The organism is Paenibacillus sp. FSL F4-0236 (assembly GCF_038000135.1).
In the GTDB taxonomy this organism is placed as follows: Bacteria; Bacillota; Bacilli; order Paenibacillales; family Paenibacillaceae; genus Paenibacillus_AQ.
On sequence record NZ_JBBOBK010000001.1, the window covers coordinates 462,155 to 481,863 of the forward strand.

The window sequence follows — 19,709 nt, forward strand, 5'->3', positions numbered from 1 at the left end:
TTAGCATTAGGAGGAGTGTGTCCAGCAGGGCCACTCCTTCTATTGCTCCATCCCTTTGTTTCATAATCCTATGAGAAGAAAGGAAGATACACCTTGAATCAGAAAAGATTATTTAATGAGGGCTGGGAATTCGCCAAGAGTACTTTAGAAGTGACGAATGCTGAGTCCTTGGATTTCCATCCCGTCGATCTCCCGCATGATTGGTTGATTTATAACACGTTAGACTTATATGAGAATAGTATTGGCTGGTATCGAAAGTGTTTTATAAATACGAAGAACGATGAGCAGCTATTGCTGTGTTTTGATGGTATTTATATGGACTCCACGATTTATGTGAATCATCAATGGGTTGGGGAGTGGAAATACGGTTATTCTTCCTTTGAATACGAGATTACAGATATGCTCATAGATGGGGAAAATGAAATTCTAGTGAAGGTTGTGCATCAGAGTCCGAATAGTAGATGGTATTCAGGAGCGGGTATCTATCGGAATGTATGGCTCAAGACAAGAGATTGCAATCACATCGTGACAGATGGAATTTACATTCATACAGTACAAAAAAATGACGTTTGGCGAGTGGAGATCGACACCGATGTGAGCATTACAGGAGATATGCGGCTTTCCCAAACCATTTTGTACATGGATCGAGAGATAAAGACCTGTGTTGAGAAAATCTCGGCTGGAGATCAAACACAAGCCACCTCACGTGTAAGTCAGGTGCTGACTGTAGAGAATGCTTTATTATGGAGCCCCGGTGAGCCGCATTTATATCAGCTAAAAACGGAATTGCAGCATAAGGCACCTGATCAGGGTTCTGATGAAGTGTGGACAACAATAGAAGAAGTAACACAGTGTATAGGCTTTCGATCGATTGTACTAGATCCGCAAGAGGGAATGCTTCTGAATGGGGTAAAGATTAAGCTTAACGGAGTTTGTGAGCATCATGATCTTGGAGCATTGGGTTCGGCGTTTCATACAGCAGCATTGCGAAGAAGACTTGAGATCTTAAAGGACATGGGCGTAAATGCAATACGCACCGCTCATAATATGCCTGCTGCAGAGCTTATGGATCTGGCGGACGAAATGGGGCTGCTTGTGGTTTCAGAAGCCTTTGATATGTGGGAGCGATCGAAGACCACATATGATTACGCAAGATTTTTCAAGGACTGGGCGTTAAAAGATGTAAGAAGCTGGGTCATGCGAGATCGTAATCATCCAAGCTTGTTAATGTGGAGTATTGGCAATGAAATTTATGATACGCATGCTGACAAGCGAGGGCAAGAATTGACGAGCATGTTGATGGAAGCCGTGCTTCAATATGATCCGAAAGGCAACGGGAAAGTAACCATTGGATCGAACTATATGCCATGGGAGAATGCTCAGAAATGTGCGGACATCGTAAAGGTGGCAGGCTACAATTATGCGGAAAAATATTACCATCAGCATCACGCGGAACATCCTGACTGGATTATCTATGGTAGTGAAACCGCCTCTATTGTGCAGAGCAGAGGAATATATCATTTCCCATTCGAGCAATCCATCCTGGCTGATGACGATGAGCAGTGCTCTGCGTTAGGCAATAGCTCTACAAGCTGGGGAGCGAAGTCAGCAGAAGCGTGTATTATCGCGGAGCGAGATGCAGCGTTCTCATTAGGGCAATTTATATGGACGGGTTTTGACTATATTGGTGAACCTACACCGTATCACACGAAGAATTCGTATTTTGGGCAGATTGATACAGCGACCTTTAAAAAGGATTCATATTACATCTATCAAGCGGCTTGGACAAATTACAAGGAGCATCCGATGGTGCATATTTTTCCCTATTGGGATTTCAATCCCGGTCAAATGATCGATGTTCGAGTCTGCTCGAATGCTCCCAAGATAGAATTGCAGTTCAATGGTGAGACTGTTGGGACCTATGAAATCGATCATGTGCATGGAACGCAGCTAGCGGGCTGGTGGAAGCTTCCTTATGAACCAGGCGAGCTCAAGGCAATCGCTTATGATGAGGCTGGCCAAATCATTGCAGTAGACATCAGGAAATCGTTCGGGGATGCGAGTCGAATCTGCTTAAAGGCTGATAAGGGTACACTCCTTGCGAACGGCACAGATTTAATCTTCATCGAAATTACGATGGAGGATGAGCACGGTAATGCTGTTGAGAATGCAAACAGTCGCGTTCAGGTTCAGGTGGGCGGAGCAGGCCGTTTGATCGGTTTAGATAATGGAGACAGCACGGACTATGATCCATACAAAGGAAGGAGTAGACGCTTGTTCAGCGGCAAGCTTATGGCGATTGTTGCTGCGAGTTTAGAAGCGGGTACGATAACAGTTGAGGTTACCTCGAAAGGTGTAGTAGGTAGTAATCTACAGCTTCAATCGCTCCCTGTGGGAGATCGTGGAATAGGCATTTCAGCTAACACTAGAAATCTAGAGTTGCCCTGTGTAATGGGAAATGTAGAAGAAATTCCTTTACGAAAGATAGAAATTATAAGTCATTCTGGACAACAGTTTAATGAAAATAGAAGAGAAATGAATGTACACGCCATCCGTTACCCTAAAGACACTTCCTATACTGAAGTGGAGTGGAGTATTGTAAATGATGCAGGGATTGAGTCCAATCTAGCGCGGCTCGAACAACTGGGACAAGAAGCCAAGATCACGGCGTTAGGAGATGGGAGTTTCCGCATTCGCTGTATGAGTAAGAACGGTACGGAAAAGACAAAGCTGATTTCACAGTTGGAATTTACAGCGAGCGGTCTGGGGACGGCTTACAAGGATCCGTATGGATTTATATCTGGCGGTCTATATGACGAGGTTAAAGGCGAAGTCGGGAACGGAAATGAACGAGGCGTAGCAACGAGTCGAGATGGTGAGACGCAGGTTGCTTATCGCGAGATTGACTTTGGAGCTTACGGCTCGGATTTGATAACGATTCCCCTATTCGCATTGTCTAGCGAAGCCTACGAGCTCCAGATTTGGGAAGGCATGCCGGACGAAGAGCATAGTGAGCTTTTGGCAGACGTTATTTATCAGAAGGAATCGCAATGGAATGTTTATCAGGAGGCAACCTATCTATTATCCAAGAGACTCACGGGTATCAGCTCTATTTGTTTCGTATTACAGAAGAAGGTGCACATTAAAGGCTTCTCATTTGTGAAAAAGAACCGAGCGTTCGAGCAGAATAGGGCTGTGGATTGTGATCGCATTTATGGTGATACGTTCACCATCGCGGAACAGGGTGTTGAAGGAATCGGGAATAACGTATCTCTCGTGTTCGAGCAGATGGATTTTACGACGGAAGGTACTTCAAAGCTTGTCATATGTGGGAGATCTCCGATCGATAAGAATACCATTCATCTTCACTTCGAAGAGGGTGAAGCATCTAACAATCAACTGATCGAATTTACACAGTCAGATGGATATGTAGAGCGAGTATTTGTGTTGGAGAAAGTGACAGGGGAGCAGAAGGTAACGTTTATCTTCTTGCCTGGAAGTCAGTTCGATTTCGGTTGGTTTCGGTTTGAATGATCGATTGTCCTTTCAACTACTACGATAAATGAGGTGCGTGTACATGTTAACAGGCAAGATGAATGCTGCAATAATGGATGAGCAATTATCGATTTCTGTGAAGCAAATAGATATTCCTGTTCCTAAGGATAATGAAGCGCTAATTAAGGTTTATTGTATCGGAATTTGCGGGTCAGATGTTCATTACTATGAGCATGGAAGAATCGGTCGTTATGTAGTAAAGGAACCGATCATATTAGGCCATGAGCTGGCTGGTGAAGTCGTTGAGGTTGGTAAGCAGGTATCAAATATAGCTGTAGGTGACCGAGTAGCGGTTGAGCCAGGAGTGACCTGTGGACAATGCGACTATTGTAAATCAGGACGTTATAATTTGTGCCCAGATGTGGTCTTTCTTGCAACACCCCCAGTAAATGGGGCTTGGGCAGAATACATTGTCATGCCAAGCGATTATCTATTTAAACTTCCGGATTCTATGAGTTATGAGGAAGGCGCAATGCTGGAACCATTGTCGGTTGGTTTTCATGCGATGATGCGTGGTAAGGTTCAACCGTTTGATAGAGTGCTAATAACAGGTCTTGGTCCGATCGGACTACTTGCAGGACAAGCAGCAAAGCTATTTGGCGTTTCTGAAATTTATGGTACGGATGTCGTACCTTTTCGGCGTCAACTTGCAATGGAGATGGGCTTCACTGCAGCATTAGATCCAGTAAAAGAGAATGTTGGACAGCGCCTCAATGAGTTAACGAACGGATTTGGAGTTACACTCGTCGTAGAATCATCGGGTAATGCAAGGGCGATGGCGGATACAATTAAGTGGGTTCGCCGTGGCGGGAGAATTGTATTTGTCGGTTTACCAGCCGATAGTGCTATTCCGATGGACATGGGACAATTTATCGATGGTGAGATCGATGCTTATGGTGTTTTTCGTTACGCGAATACCTATCCGGCTGCGATCCAAGCGTTGCAGCATTCTTCATTAGATATTGAGAAAATAGTTACGCATCGCTTTGCGCTTACAGATACTCAAGAAGCTCTTGAAGTAGCACGTAAAGAGAAGGATACAAGTATTAAGGTAATGATTTATCCGAATATGCCTTAATGCGTGTTATATAAAAAGAGACCGTCCCAAAAACCATGAAAATGGCTGCTTGAGGCGGTCTTTTTATTTTTATGTAAACTCTGTAAATACGCGTTATTACGCTTTAATATAATCTGCAAAATTCTCCAGTAAGTATAGGGAGTTCATATCTTCACGCAAATGATGCTGGACTAGCTCATCCACTTTGTCTGGTTCATGGTTTGTCATACAATCCAGGATCATGTGATGCTCGCTCAAAATTTTCTCCAGCTTTTCTTGCTTTAGGGTATGCAGGCGTCGATATCTTTCATAATGCACATGGGAAAACTTAATTTGCTCCCACAAAAATTCATGTCCTGCTAATGTGAATAACGTCTTATGATAGGCGTCATCCAAAGCAAAAAAGTGCTCAATGGCATGTTCTTGATGTATGGCATTTCTTTGTTCTTCTAGGTTCTTCTTAAGTTCTATAATTCCTTTAAGAGTAAGGCTGCCGCATAGACCTTTGATAATATCCTTTTCCAAAACGCTTCTTAAATAGATCATTTGCTCGACAGATTCCAAATCAATGTATGAAACCAGATTCCCTTTCTTCGGATACACATCAATAAAGGACTCGAGGGATAGCTGCTTTAGTACATCGCGCAAAGGTGTTCTGGATATCTGAAACCGTTCGGATAACACGGTCTCACTTAGAATGGTTCCAGGTTTTAGCGTTAAATTAAGAATTTCGTGCTTTAATAGGTTCAAAATATCATTTTTGGTGGACATGAGGTTGCGTCTCCATTGCTGTTGAATTTGTAATGCGGATATCTGAAACGGGATCCTGAAATAAGATAGTGATTTCATTATATAATTTTTTAATCTTGTATACAAGATTGGGGATTATTGATTTTATGTCATTGACAAAAGGTATTATTTAAATCTAATATTTGAGTATATTATCTTGTATACAAGATCTCGACATATGAAATTATAGGAGGTTTTATCTAGATGAACATGACATGGAGATGGTATGGAGAAGGCAATGACAACATTACGCTTGATCATATCCGGCAAATTCCGGGGGTAATGGGTATTGTCTGGTCACTACATCATAAGGTAGCGGGCGAAGTGTGGGAAATGGATGACATTCAAAAGGTTGCGGATCAAATTACGAGCAAAGGGTTTAGCACTGCCGTAGTAGAGAGTGTGAACGTCCATGATGATATCAAGATTGGACTCCCGACGCGTGATAAATATATCGATATTTACATAGACACCATACGGAAGCTTGCCAAGGTCGGTACTAAAGTGATCTGTTACAATTTCATGCCTATCTTTGACTGGACTCGGACGGAGCTGTACAAGGAATTGCCAGATGGCTCGAATGCTCTTTTTTATGAAAATGCGGCCATTAATGAGAACCCGCGCGACATGGTAAATCGTATTCTCGAGGGGGCAGGCGAATTTACGATGCCTGGCTGGGAGCCAGAGCGTCTTGCGAAGCTCGATGAGCTATTCGCCGCTTATGCAGATGTAACGGAAGAGAAGCTGTTCGAGAACTTGGTCTATTTTCTGAAGCGCATTATTCCTGTCTGTGAAGAAGTCGATATCAAAATGGCTATTCATCCCGATGATCCTGCTTGGCCGATCTTTGGCTTGCCCCGCATTGTCCGCAGCCGTGATACGATCCGTCGTTTACTTGACGCAGTAGATAGTCCGTATAATGGATTAACCTTCTGCACTGGGTCGCTCGGTACGAATCCGAAGAACGATCTGCCGGCTATGATTCAGGAATTCTGTAATCGTATTCATTTTGCTCATATTCGAAATGTTAAGGTTTTTGAGAACGGAGATTTTATTGAGGTCTCTCATCGTGGACGGGATGGCAGTGTGGATGTGGCAGAGGTTGTTAAAGCGTATCATGAGAATGGATATACGGGGTATGTGCGTCCAGATCATGGTCGTCATTTGTGGGGGGAAGAGAAAACTTGCCGCCCGGGGTACGGGCTGTACGATAGAGCAATGGGGATCATGTATTTACTTGGTGTGTGGGATAGTCTCGACAATACGATGGGGGTGAAGTGAATGCTGCTTCTGACAAGAGAGAGTATTCAATCATGTGCAGAGGCGTGGAAGGACGCTGACGTGGAGCTTCCTCAGTTTGATTATGAGCAGGTGGCAGAGAATACGCGCGTTAGGCCGGAATGGGTCCATTTTGGAGCGGGAAATATTTTTCGGGGATTTGTTGCGAATGCTCACCAGAAGCTGTTGGAGCTTGGAAAAGCAGATACAGGTATTATTGCCGCTACCTCCTCTGACTACGAGCTGATTGACAAAATTTATAAACCGCATGATCATTTAACACTTCTCGTACTAATGAATGCGAGTGGCGAGTTTACAAAAAAGGTCATTAGCAGCATTACCGAAGCTATTATGGCAAACAAGAATCGAGCGCAGGATTACTGCCGTTTGGTTGAAATTTTTGAAAACCCGAGCCTGCAGATGGCCAGCTTCACCATTACAGAGAAAGGTTATACCTTGACCGGTCCTGATGGAATGTACCTTGATATCGTGAAGAAGGATATGGAGCAAGGGCCAGAGCAGCCATCCCACAGCATGAGTGTGATCGCTTCTCTAGCGTACCGTCGATATCTTAAGGGGCAGTATCCGATGACTTTTGTCAGTATGGATAACTGTTCGCACAATGGGGATATGTTGAAAAATAGCGTGATTACAATCGCCAAGGCATGGGCTGCGAAAGGGATTGTGGAGGAAGGTTTTGTTGCGTACCTCGAAGACGAGAGTCGAATAACATTCCCCTTGTCGATGATCGATAAAATCACACCACGTCCATCCGAGGTATTACGTAATGCTTTACAGGAGCAAGGGATTGGCGGCATGGATATACTTATTACCTCGAGGAACGCTCATACCGCGCCTTTTGTTAACGCAGAAGTTAGTGAATATCTGGTCATTGAGGATAAGTTTACGAATGGGCGACCTTTATTAGAAGAAGCCGGCATTATATTCACAGATCGAGAGACCGTGAACAGGGTAGAAACGATGAAAGTTACCACCTGTCTAAACCCCTTGCATACTGCATTAGCGGTCACTGGCTGTCTACTAGGCTACACACAGATTTCGGATGAGATGCAGGATCAGACTCTTCGTACATTAGTCGAGCGGATTGGGTATAAGGAAGGATTGCCTGTAGTTGTAGATCCTATCATTCTACGTCCACAGCAGTTCTTGGATGAAGTACTGCAAGAGCGCTTGGCGAATCCATTTATTCCGGACACCCCGCAGCGAATTGCGACAGATACGTCGCAGAAGGTAGGCATTCGTTATGGGGAAACAATCAAATCCTATGTACAACGCGAAAATCTTCATCCAGCTGAATTGACGGCGATTCCACTAGCAATTGCTGCTTGGTGCCGCTATTTGATCGGAGTGGATGATGAAGGAAATTCATTTGAGCTAAGTCCCGATCCGTTAATGGAGTCGCTTCAAGCGCATCTGCAGGGAGTGACTTTGGGAGATTCGACCTCTAATGTGCATAGAATTCTAGAAAATGAGAAGATCTTTGGTGTACCGTTATATGAAATCGGTCTGGGTAGCAAGATTGAAAGTTACTTCTATGAGATGCTGAAAGGCCCAGGAGCTGTACGGAGAACGTTGGAAAAGCATTTAAATGAAGTGTTAGGGTAGATCACATTTACAAAAAGCCTCATGGAGTAAAAGCTACTGCACCCCGCAGAGCTATCCCCCATGAGGCTTTTTCGTGTCTAGTCCATTTGGTTTATCTGAATTTAGCAGTCTAGTACGCTAATATACCTACTTTTTCAAAAAAATAATTATAGTTAATATTTCCATAACATTCCTCTGCAACAGAGTTGACAATTGTAGACGAAAATGACATTAGCAGTTACCTATACGAAAAGGGTGAATCTAATTGAAAAACAGTAAATGGATTAGCGCAACGTTGGCTTCAGCACTTCTTGCAACTGTAGGCGTTGGGAGTGTATCTGCAGCTAGCATCGGCAGTAATGTAAAATCTGTGGCTACCAATCAAACCGCTGCAAAAACAGCAGTTAAAGAAGGTACAGCCACTTGGAATGTAAATGGTACGCCGATTGTGTTTAACACCATTAATAGCAGTGGTTACAAGTTGTACTCGCTGAATCAGGTAGCTGGTGAAATTGGAGCTAAGTTAGTACTTGGAGCTGGCGGGTTTGAACTTAATGACAGCAAAGGATTACATAATGTGAAGCTCAAAACAGGCTCAAAGAGCTATCAAGTAGATGGTAATTCCGAGACATTTACAGTTGCTCCAGTATTTTATAACGGTAAAACCTATGTAGAGCTTTCAAAGTTAGTTTATGCATTAGGTGGAGAACTGGATGCTGACGCTAGCACGATTCTAAGCTTTGCTCGTCCTGAAGGATTGTTTGATACTTTGCACTGGACAGCAGCTGGAAGTCTGATTGCAAACAAAAGTGATGCTGAATCTGCTCAACTTATCAAGTTCAGCACAGAGCCAGGTAACTACGAAGTATTTTCATCAAATGACAGTGCAGTGGATTTTGCAGTATCGCCGGATGGGCAGTGGGGAGCTTTCAATGATGAGACTGGTTTGTTGAATCTGATTAACCTGTCTAGCGGAGCTACTAAGACACTTGGTACTGACAATAGTGTAAAAACGGATCTGGTGTGGTCGAACGATGGTAAAAGTATTTACTTCGTCCAAGGTGACAAGCAAGAGAAACTCGCAAAAATCGCTGTAGACACTGGTGAAGTTAAATCCGTATTGGCAGACAAAGTAGAAAATAAATCCGAACTGCGCATTTCCGCTGACGAAAAGAGCGCCGTTTATATCGTTAACTTGACGGGTGTTGCTAAAAACGATGCGGACAGCACAGAAGATTCTCTTACTGTAGACTTCAGCTCTGCTGGAGAGCAGCTTTACAAGCTTGACCTGGCTACGAAAGATGCTAAACCAGCTGCACTGACAACTACACCGGATAACAAACTGTACCCTGAAATTTCTGCTGATGGTAGCGTCGTTTACCTGAGTGCAGATGCTGAAGGTAACGCAGCTAACACATTGAAGGTTCTAAAAGCAGACGGAAAAAGCAGCAACATTGCACTTGATGTTGAAGTAACTTGGTCTACTGGCGTTAAGAACGGCTTGGTTGTAGCAGGTTCAGCGGCAGATGGAAGCACAGTAGTCTATTCCGTTGATAACAATGGAGCTAAGACTGAGCTGTTCCGCTCCACTGAAGATGTATCTGAAGTAGCTGTTTCGAATGATGGAAGCAAGCTTGCTATCGTAAGTGATGGCGGTGTATGGGTGGTTCAAGGCGGTAAAGCATTGCAACTGTCGAAATAATAAATATCCCTAATCATATTTTAACGGCGTAGAGCCGAGAGGAGAAATAATACAAATGAAGATTTTCAAAAAGCTAACAGTAACGGCTCTAACGGCTGTAATTGCGGTAACCGCATCTTTCGCAGGGGTTGCAGCAGCAGCCGATTCACTTAAAGGTAAAATCACAGTTAACGGTTCAACCGCACTTCTTCCATTGACGCTTCAAGCGGCAAAAGAATTCCAAAAGCTGCACCCTAAAGTGAAAATCGCAGCCTCAGGTAAAGGTTCAGTAACTGGACCTCAAGCTGTTAAAAAAGGCATCGCTGATATCGGTGCTTGCGACTGGGATGCTAGCATCGACGTACCAGGCTTCAAAGCTTTTGACGGTCAAGTAGCAAACAAAGTAGCAGTTATTCCTTTTGCTACAATCGTTAACAAAAATGTTGGTGTAGATAACCTTACAACTGAACAGCTTAAAGGTATTTTCGCAGGTAAAATCACGAACTGGAAAGAAGTAGGCGGTTCAGATGCTGACATCGTGGTTATCACTCGCTCTTTCGGTTCCGGTACACGCGTTAACTATCAAGCTAAAGCTTTGGATGGCGGAGATATCGTTAAAAAAGCTAAGAACTACAAAGAAACAGGTTCATCCGGTGACATGAAGACTGCCGTAGGAACAACTCCTAACTCTATCGGTTATATCGACCTTGTATATGTAAGTGGCGACGTAAAAGCTGTTAAACACAACGGTATAGCTGCTACTACAGACAACGTAATCAATGGATCTTATAAGATCTGGGCTTATGGTTACTACATGACTAAAGGCCAACCTACTGGCGCTACAAAAGAATTCATCGAATACGTACAAAGCAAGAAGTTCCAACAAGGTTCCCTGAAAAAGCTTAAATTTATTCCGATCGCAGCAATGAAGGGCTAATAACATCTAAAGATCATATTGAACGGTAACAGCGGCCAGCTCCGATCTTGATACGGGGGTGGCCGCTTACAGGAGGGAAAGTATGGGGGCACCAGTCCAAGGCTTGGCAACTAGGGGAAAAGAGAGCGTAACGCAGGTTAGCGCTAATCCTAAACGTCATGGTAGACATTTGTTTAGCAACAAATTGTTTAAGTTTTATTTTTTATTCAGCATTCTTGCGCTTTGCTTCGTGCTTGGACTTGTAATTCTATTTATCGGCAAAACGGCTATGCTTCTGTTCGGCCATCTCTCGCCTGCGGACTTTTTCTTTTCCTTTAACTGGACGCCGGAAGAGGATTCTTTTGGAGCGGCTGCCTTCATTGTAAATACACTTTCACTAACTGCATTAACGCTGCTGATCGCAGTTCCTATTTCGGTAGGGATGGCAGTACTTTGTGCAGAGATTGCTCCAAAATGGATGAAGACTTTTATCCGTCCAGTGCTAGATTTATTGGTAGGTATTCCTTCAATTGTTTACGGATATATAGGCTTAACGGTATTACTTCCTTTCTTGCGCAGAATTAGTGGGGAGAGCTTAGGCGATGGTTTGTTAGCCGCTGCACTTGTGCTCGCATTAATGGTGCTGCCAACGATTTGCCGAATCAGTGATGATGCCATTGTCTCTGTGCCGCGCAAATATCGGGATGCTGCATATGCTCTTGGATCTACCCGTTTACAGGTTATCATGCGTGTAGTACTGCCTGCGGCTAGCCGGGGAATTATCTCTGCGGTTATTCTAGGTATGACTCGTGCTGTGGGTGAGACGATGGCTGTAGTTATGGTTATCGGGAATACACCGCAATTGGCGAAGACGTTATTCACGCCAGCATCGGTGCTGACTAGTAACATCGTTATGCAAATCTCCAATGTAGAGTTTGACTCTACATGGAACTATGCGCTACATATGATGGCATTTCTCCTGCTAGTAATATCATTTGTATTAATTCTGATCATCCGCGTGCTGGGTAGAAAAAGGAGGGATGCAGCGTGAACGGATTCGCAAGTACAAAGCATACAGCGCGTGCTCAAAGAAACAATAAAATTGCAACCATAGGGTTTTATACGCTTGGGGCTTTAGTCATGCTGCTGATCTTCTGGCTGCTCTTCACGATTCTTAGTAAAGGTTTACCGGCACTTAGGCCCGATTTCTTGATTAAACAGCCTGAAGAGATTGACGCAGGTGGTGGGATTGGCCCGGTGCTGTTTAACTCCTTTTACATTTTGTTCATCTCGCTGTTTATTTCCGTTCCAATTGGTTTGGGTGCGGGAATCTATATGGCTGAATATGCACCAGACAATAAATTTACAGGCGCACTACGTATTTGCGTAGAATCTCTCTCATCGGTTCCATCGATTGTGTTCGGTATGCTCGGACTCGCAATTTTTGCGGAATATTTCGATATCGGTCTGACGATTCTTGGCGGAGGCGTTAGCTTGGCGCTGCTGAATCTACCTATGCTCGCGCGAGTGACAGAGGAAGCGGTACGTGCTGTCCCCGGGGAGATCCGCGAGGCTGGTTATGCGCTTGGGATGACTAAATTCCACGTGATCCGCACGGTAGTCCTGCCCGTTGCAATGTCTGCCATTATTACTGGGATTTGTCTCGTTGCTGGACGCGCCTTCGGGGAGTCTGCGGTTATTATCCTTACCGCTGGTCTCAGTACCTCGGGAGAAATGTGGGATTTCAATCTGTTCTCGCCGGGTGAAACACTGGCCGTACATCTTTGGTATGTACAATCCGAGGCTATTGTAGAAGATGCGCGTCAAATTGCTGATAAGTCGGCAGCCGTACTTGTATTTGTAGTTTTGTTTATCAATTTTGTCTTTCGATTTCCGCTGTGGCTTAGCAATCGCCGCAAAGGACACTAATTCGTTCAAAAGGTACGTAAAAACTGTCACCCGGCAATGGATATCGGTGGGTGGCCGTTTTTTTGTTTTCTTAAGATGAATTATTTAATGTAGTATTCCCTCCGGATAAGGCCAAAGGAATAACCTCGCGAAACACTCGTGGCAGGGCTGAGACAATATCGCACATTTCACTTTCAGTCTAAATTGATAATATTCGCACAAACACATCCTGCACTATTTCTTCCGCGTGCTCCTGCTTCCCAGCATACGAATAGTAAAAACATTTTTTCGTAATGTGCCTCGATTTCCTCAAAGGATAAAGGATAATGTAATGAGTAATGAGTAATGAGTAATGAGTAATGAGTAATGAGTGATGAGTAATGGTGTTAGGGGTGGCTTTAGTTGCACTTTATGCAGCTATTTATCATGGTGTAGGGTTTATTTAGGATTAATTGTACTTTGTGCAACTAAAAATGGAGAAAATGACAATCTAGGAGTAAATCAGAGAATATAAGTGTACGGAATGCAGTTAAACCGAGTTGTTGAGGTCAAAGGGAACCTTTTAGTTGCACAAAATACAATTAAAGTGTTCGAGTTAGGTGGAACCTAAAATTGAACGTTGCCTAATGTTCTGACTGCTACGTGGGTGTATAACGTAGTAGGGGATTTGACGAAGCTTGAGCTCCATAGAAGCCTGTACTCGATTGAAGAGAGAGCTACATCGAAGCCTGAGCCTCATGGAACCCTAAGCCTAGGCTCTGCTCCTAGCTTTGGTCCTAGCTCTGTCCCTAGGGCTAGGCCCTCCCACTGGTTCGCATCCCCTGAACGCAAAAACAGCCTCCCCGAAGGAAGGCTGTTACTCTGACGTCCCGGAAGGGATTCGAACCCCTGACCGTGCGCTTAGAAGGCGCATGCTCTATCCAGCTGAGCTACCGGGACATGATTGCTGGCTGAAAAGCAAGCAGGAGTTATCATATCATGTACGCCGATGTTTTTCAAGCTGTTTTTTAAAAAGAGTACGGGGTATGCTATAATCTACAATTATTAAGTTTCGGAAGAAGCTTAAGGTCTTAATAACATTTATGACGTTTTAGAATTCAATTAACATAATTAGCTATAAGGAGGTGCCCTCATTAAAGATTCAGATTCCCCCGCCACAAAAGAGAATATCGTCCTGTTTCCCAAGACACTGGACTATTATCAAATCCAGCTTACGGTGATGCTGGAGAGTGAACGATACGGGGAAGCGATGGAGCTGCTGCGTTTTTTGTTGCAGTGTCAAGGACAGGAGGAACGAAATTACGAGGAATGGCGGTCTCTGCTGGAATGGCTCGAAACAGCTTTCCCCTACGCCTCTCAGAATGGAGATGCGGAAGGAGCCGTTCACCCCGAAGACGAAGATTTAAGGGAAGAAGATATGGCCCGTTTCTTGGCCAAATCAAAAATGACTGAGGATGCGGGGTATCCTCAAAAGCTGCTGCAGCGGATAATGAATGAGCCGCTGTCAGAGGCGACCATCCTAGCACTAGAGCAGCTTTCATATCTGGAAGGCGGCGGAGTCGATGAGGCGCTGACGGCATGGCTGCAGGGGGATAATGTTCACCCGCTGCTGCAATTTCGGACCCTGCAGACCCTTCGGCGGCGTGGGATGCAGGGAACAGTGAATCTGATTCGTGGTCACGAAACAGCAATTGTAGAGATTGAAAGTGTGCCGCTGCAGACAGAGGATTTTCCACCACAGGTGAGTCAGGTGCTCGAGCGGGTAGCCGAGCAGGCGGAGGTACATGAGCCTACGCTGTATTATTTTGCACAGGAGCTCTGGGGCCAGTTCGTCATGTCGATTTATGGATCGGAAGAGTATCGGAAAATACTGGATGGGGAAGACGCGCTACTAGATATTTGGGCGGGGGCGTTACACCAGTTTGTATCTGAGAGCTTAAACGGTACACGGCAAGAGGAGGAGACTCGTGGAATGTACGGCATTACAGACGGCATGCGCTTTCAATTTGAGGGGGCATATCGTGCGCTCAAGGGTTTTGTAAAGACTTCTCTACTTGATAAATAAAGTAATGTTGTATATAATATAATGGTTATTCTGTGCGTGGATTGTATCATTTTTTGAAGTAAACTTGTGAACCTATATTTTGGAGGGAAAAGTATAATATGAAAGCAACATGGGAAAAAATAGAGAAGAACCTTGGAGTTCTTGAAGTAGAAGTTGACGCAGAACGCGTTGCAGCAGCACTTGATAAAGCTTTTAACAAAGTCGTTAAGAAAGCTAACGTACCAGGCTTCCGTAAAGGTAAAGTGCCACGCCCGATCTTTGAATCCCGTTTTGGTGTAGAAAGCTTGTACCAAGATGCAATCGACATTCTTCTTCCTGAGGCTTACGGTGAAGCAGTTGAACAAACTGACATCTTCCCTGTAGACCGTCCTGAAGTTGATATTGAGCAATTTGCTAAAGGTCAATCCTTTATCTTCAAAGCGAAGATCACGGTTAAACCTGAAGTGAAGCTCGGCGATTACAAAGGTCTGGAAGTTCCAGTACAAAAAGCTGAAGTGACTGAAGAAGAGCTGAGCGCTGAGCTTGCTCGTCTGCAAGAGCGTCATGCTGAACTCGTAGTAGTTGAAGAAGAAGCAGCAGCTAACGGCGACATCGCTGTGATCGATTTTGACGGATATGTTGATGACGTACCGTTCGAAGGCGGAAAAGCTGAGCGTCATTCTCTTGAACTTGGTAGCAACTCCTTCATTCCTGGATTTGAAGAGCAAGTAGTGGGAATGTCCACTGGAGATTTCAAAGATGTTGAAGTTACTTTCCCTGAAGAATACCATGCAGAGAACCTTGCGGGTAAGAAAGCAGTATTCAAAGTAAAACTGCACGAAATCAAACGCAAACAACTTCCTGCGCTTGATGATGAGTTCGCTAAAGATGTAAGTGAATTCGAAACTTTGGAAGAGTACAAAGCAGATCTGAAAGCTCAGCTCGAATCCCGTAAACAGGATGAACTGAAAGGCCTTCGCGAGAACGCAGTTGTTGATAAAGCAGCAGCAAACGCTGAAGTTGAGATCCCTGAAGCAATGATCAACAGCGAAGTTGAGAACATGGTTCGTGACTTCGACACTCGTCTTCGTCAACAAGGTATGAACATGGATATGTTCCTTAGCTTTTCGGGTCAAACTCGTGAAGACTTGCAGAACCAAATGAAAGGCGATGCTGAAAAACGCGTTCGCAACAACCTGGTACTGGAAGTTATCGCTAAACAAGAGAACATTGAAGTTTCCGAAGAAGAAGTTAACGAAGAGTTGGCTACTATGGCTGAAGCTTACAAACGTACTCCAGAAGAAATTCGCAGCATCTTGGCAGCTAACGGTTCACTGGGCAGCTTGAGCGAAGAACTTTCTTTGCGCAAAACCATTGATTTCCTTGTTAGCAATAGTGTAGAAGTTGAAGCAGTAGAAGAAGCAGCTGCTGAAGACACTAAAGCTGAGTAAGATTTTTTAAACTACCTAGAACGGCCGAGCAATCGGCCTCCATACAGATATGATAAGGCACGTAAGTTTCGTTACGTGCCTTATTTTTATCCTCGGGCACAGATATATGTGATTACATAGGTATCCGTATGAGCGTATGGTATTAAGGAAATTGGCGTGATGACGTCACTATCACAAGCGGTGGACAGGTCTGCTGTAGTGAAAAAATGACATCGGGCCGTGAACGTGTTAAAATATTTTTGAAACGATAAGACTAATCTGTATAGAGAAAAGAGGTTGGTGGCATGAGTCTGGTACCAATGGTTGTGGAATCAACAAGTCGTGGGGAACGTTCATACGATATCTATTCCAGATTGCTCAAGGATCGCATTATTTTCTTAAGCAGTGCGATTGACGATGATGTCGCCAATCTGGTTATTGCTCAACTGCTGTTCCTTGCAGCAGATGATCCCGAGAAGGACATTCACTTGTACCTCAACTCACCCGGTGGTTCAGTAACAGCCGGCATGGGTATATACGATACGATGCAATATATCAAACCGGATGTTTCAACCATTTGTGTAGGGATGGCGGCAAGCATGGGATCGCTCCTTTTAACAGCTGGGGCTCCGGGCAAAAGATACGCGCTGACTAACAGCGAAGTTATGATTCATCAACCGCTCGGTGGTGTTCAAGGTCAAGCGTCCGACATTTGGATTCATACCGATTGGATCCTCAAGACGAAACAGAAGTTGAATCAAATTTATGTAGATCGCACAGGTCAGCCCCTTGAAAAAATCGAACGGGACACAGACCGCGATAACTTCATGAGCGCGGAAGAAGCCAAGGAATATGGGCTTATTGACCAGGTTCTTTCTTCACCGATGAAATCTTAAAGGGGTGGTTAGATGTTTAAATTTAATGATGAAAAAGGGCAATTGAAATGTTCTTTTTGCGGCAAATCACAAGAGCAGGTTCGTAAGCTTGTAGCAGGACCGGGCGTTTATATATGTGACGAATGTATCGAGCTTTGCACGGAAATCGTGGAAGAAGAGCTCGGTCATGAGGAAGAGCTTGATCTGAAGGATATTCCGAAACCAAAGGAAATCCGCGATATTTTGGATCAATATGTAATCGGTCAAGAGCAAGCGAAGAAATCGCTGTCTGTTGCAGTTTACAATCACTATAAGCGTGTGAACAGCCAAAGCAAAATCGAAGATGTTGAACTGACGAAGAGTAATATTCTTTTGCTCGGTCCAACAGGTTCGGGTAAAACTTTGCTCGCACAGACGATGGCGAAGATTATCAACGTTCCGTTTGCGATTGCAGATGCTACTTCCCTAACGGAAGCTGGTTATGTCGGCGAGGATGTTGAGAACATTCTGCTTAAGCTGATTCAAGCGGCAGATTATGATGTGGAGAAAGCCGAACGCGGCATTATCTATATTGATGAGATTGATAAAGTGGCACGTAAATCCGAGAACCCGTCTATTACTCGTGACGTATCCGGTGAAGGTGTACAGCAGGCACTTCTGAAGATTCTCGAAGGAACGGTTGCTTCCGTACCTCCACAAGGTGGTCGTAAGCATCCTCATCAAGAGTTTATTCAAATTGATACGACGAACATCTTGTTCATCGTGGGCGGTGCCTTTGACGGTCTGGAGCAAATGATTAAACGCCGTATCGGTAAAAAAGTCATTGGCTTCAACGCAGCAGTTGAAGGACAAAAGGATCTCAAGCCTGGCGAATATTTGTCGATGGTATTGCCTGAAGACTTGCTCAAATTCGGATTAATCCCTGAATTTGTAGGCCGTCTACCGGTCATCTCGACTTTGGAGCCGCTTGATGAGAATACGCTGGTGCGTATCCTTTCCGAGCCTAAGAATGCACTCACGAAACAATACATCAAACTGCTGGAAATGGATAACGTAGCGCTGAAGTTCGAACCGTTGGCACTCGAAGCGATTGCCAAGGAAGCGATCAAACGCAATACGGGAGCCCGTGGACTGCGCGCGATTATTGAGAGTATCATGCTTGATGTGATGTATGAAGTTCCTTCACGCGATGATATTAAGGATTGTGTGATCACGGAGCAGGTCGTTCAAGAGAAGGCTTTGCCTGAATTGAACCTTAAGAAAGACAAAAAGAAAGAGGAAAGCGCGTAAGCTGCTTACCTTAACAATACATGTCACTGTCTCCACCTTTCTTCCGCTTATCCCGCTTCACTAGCGGTTGCGAAGGGGTGGAGCTTTGGCGTTATGGGGGAGAAAAATCATGTTCTTGAGACACCAAACCCGTCCTGTCAATGTTGGCGGGCTCATTATTGGGGGAAACAACGAGGTTGCGATTCAAAGCATGTGTACAACCAAAACAGCTGATGTGGAGGCTACTGTAGCCGAAATTTTACGGCTTGAGGAAGCAGGCTGCCAACTGGTACGCGTTACTGTCAACAATGAAGAGGCAGCCGCCGCGATTAAGGAGATCAAGAAGCAGATTCATATCCCACTCGTAGCGGATATTCATTTTAACTATAAGCTCGCGCTGATGGCTATTGAGAACGGCATCGATAAAGTACGGATTAATCCGGGCAATATCGGTCGTCGGGAGAAGGTAGAAGCAGTAGTTAAAGCGTGTAAAGAAAAAGGAATTCCGATTCGGATTGGTGTAAATGCCGGTTCTTTGGAGAATCATCTCTTGGAGAAATACGGATATCCGACTCCAGAAGCTATGGTAGAAAGTGCACTGTACCATATTGGGATTCTGGAAGAGCTGGATTTCCACGACATTATCGTATCTTTAAAAGCATCCGATGTGCCAATGGCCATCGAAGCTTACCGTCAGGCTGCGGAAGTTATTCCTTATCCGCTGCACCTCGGGATCACAGAATCCGGCACCTTGTTTGCCGGTACAGTAAAAAGCTCCGCGGGTATCGGTGCACTGCTCTCTATGGGCATCGGCAGCACCCTGCGTATCTCGCTTAGCGCTGATCCAGTGGAAGAAGTTAAGGTGGCACGCGAGCTGCTGAAGACCTTTGGTCTGATCTCTAACGCGGCAACACTCATTTCTTGTCCGACTTGCGGACGACTTGATATAGATCTCTTCTCCATCGCTAATGAGGTGGAAGAATACATTTCGAAGCTTAAGGTGCCTATTAAAGTATCCGTGCTCGGCTGTGCCGTTAATGGTCCTGGTGAGGCGCGTGAAGCGGATATTGGTATTGCTGGTGCCCGTGGGGAAGGTTTGTTGTTCCGTTACGGTCAGATGATTCGTAAGGTGCCTGAAGCGGAACTCGTGAACGAGCTGAAGAAGGAAATCGATGCGATTGTTGTAGCGTATGAGGAAACTGGTGAAATTCCAGGGCGTGCTCACGCTAATCTTGCACCTCCGGTGCAATCAAAGTAATTTGGTCTTTTACGAATTAATGATTCAATTCATAATAAGTGGCG

Annotated in this window: 14 protein-coding genes and 1 tRNA gene; 13 read left to right on the top strand and 2 right to left on the bottom strand. The window is 44.6% G+C overall.

The features are described 5' to 3' along the window. Positions 1-93: 93 nt before the first annotated feature. A complete protein-coding gene (locus tag NSQ29_RS02160) occupies positions 94-3,534 on the top strand; it encodes a glycoside hydrolase family 2 TIM barrel-domain containing protein (RefSeq protein WP_341124281.1) in 3,441 nt (1,146 codons plus the stop codon). A gap of 43 nt (positions 3,535-3,577) precedes the next feature. Then, positions 3,578-4,633, top strand: a complete 1,056-nt coding sequence (locus NSQ29_RS02165) for an NAD(P)-dependent alcohol dehydrogenase (protein ID WP_076300700.1) — start codon at positions 3,578-3,580, stop codon at positions 4,631-4,633. A gap of 96 nt (positions 4,634-4,729) precedes the next feature. On the opposite strand, the gene NSQ29_RS02170 is transcribed toward NSQ29_RS02165, so the two are convergent. Continuing rightward, positions 4,730-5,383, bottom strand: coding sequence for a GntR family transcriptional regulator (locus NSQ29_RS02170; RefSeq protein WP_341124282.1), 654 nt, complete (start codon positions 5,381-5,383; stop codon positions 4,730-4,732). A gap of 222 nt (positions 5,384-5,605) precedes the next feature. Here NSQ29_RS02170 and uxuA point away from each other — a divergent pair, with 222 nt between their 5' ends. The 6 genes from uxuA to pstA all read left to right on the top strand — a co-directional run bounded on the left by uxuA (position 5,606) and on the right by pstA (position 12,810). Then, positions 5,606-6,682, top strand: a complete 1,077-nt coding sequence (gene uxuA / locus NSQ29_RS02175; protein ID WP_341124284.1) for a mannonate dehydratase — start codon at positions 5,606-5,608, stop codon at positions 6,680-6,682. Next, positions 6,683-8,305, top strand: a complete 1,623-nt coding sequence (locus NSQ29_RS02180) for a mannitol dehydrogenase family protein (protein ID WP_341124285.1) — start codon at positions 6,683-6,685, stop codon at positions 8,303-8,305. It abuts the gene before it with no gap. Between the two features lie 244 nt (positions 8,306-8,549). Beyond that, entirely contained in the window at positions 8,550-9,986 is a 1,437-nt protein-coding gene (locus NSQ29_RS02185; protein WP_341124286.1) for a stalk domain-containing protein, read from the top strand. 55 nt (positions 9,987-10,041) lie between these two features. Continuing rightward, the gene (locus tag NSQ29_RS02190; protein ID WP_076286457.1) at positions 10,042-10,902 is read left to right on the top strand and encodes a phosphate ABC transporter substrate-binding protein; all 861 of its coding nucleotides are present in this window, start codon (positions 10,042-10,044) and stop codon (positions 10,900-10,902) included. A gap of 82 nt (positions 10,903-10,984) precedes the next feature. Continuing rightward, a complete protein-coding gene (gene pstC, locus NSQ29_RS02195; protein WP_042191272.1) occupies positions 10,985-11,932 on the top strand; it encodes a phosphate ABC transporter permease subunit PstC in 948 nt (315 codons plus the stop codon). Continuing rightward, complete coding sequence (gene pstA, locus NSQ29_RS02200) at positions 11,929-12,810, top strand: phosphate ABC transporter permease PstA (protein WP_341124287.1); 882 nt, start codon at positions 11,929-11,931, stop codon at positions 12,808-12,810. The genes pstC and pstA overlap by 4 nt, the downstream gene beginning before the upstream one ends. A gap of 844 nt (positions 12,811-13,654) precedes the next feature. On the opposite strand, the gene NSQ29_RS02205 is transcribed toward pstA, so the two are convergent. After that, positions 13,655-13,728, bottom strand: a tRNA-Arg gene (locus NSQ29_RS02205). A gap of 280 nt (positions 13,729-14,008) precedes the next feature. Here NSQ29_RS02205 and NSQ29_RS02210 point away from each other — a divergent pair. The 5 genes from NSQ29_RS02210 (at position 14,009) to ispG (ending at position 19,665) form a co-directional block, all read left to right on the top strand. Continuing rightward, on the top strand, positions 14,009-14,854 hold the full coding sequence (locus NSQ29_RS02210; protein ID WP_339243322.1) for a hypothetical protein: 846 nt from the start codon (positions 14,009-14,011) through the stop codon (positions 14,852-14,854). Between the two features lie 98 nt (positions 14,855-14,952). Beyond that, positions 14,953-16,284, top strand: a complete 1,332-nt coding sequence (gene tig / locus NSQ29_RS02215) for a trigger factor (protein WP_042191266.1) — start codon at positions 14,953-14,955, stop codon at positions 16,282-16,284. 284 nt (positions 16,285-16,568) lie between these two features. Then, entirely contained in the window at positions 16,569-17,159 is a 591-nt protein-coding gene (gene clpP / locus NSQ29_RS02220; protein ID WP_036685049.1) for an ATP-dependent Clp endopeptidase proteolytic subunit ClpP, read from the top strand. Positions 17,160-17,171: 12 nt separating this feature from the next. Beyond that, positions 17,172-18,428: an ATP-dependent protease ATP-binding subunit ClpX gene (gene clpX, locus NSQ29_RS02225; RefSeq protein WP_042130648.1), complete on the top strand. Its 1,257-nt coding sequence runs from the start codon at positions 17,172-17,174 to the stop codon at positions 18,426-18,428. A 109-nt stretch (positions 18,429-18,537) separates the two neighbouring features. Next, a complete protein-coding gene (gene ispG / locus NSQ29_RS02230) occupies positions 18,538-19,665 on the top strand; it encodes a flavodoxin-dependent (E)-4-hydroxy-3-methylbut-2-enyl-diphosphate synthase (protein WP_060621818.1) in 1,128 nt (375 codons plus the stop codon). Positions 19,666-19,709: the final 44 nt, after the last annotated feature.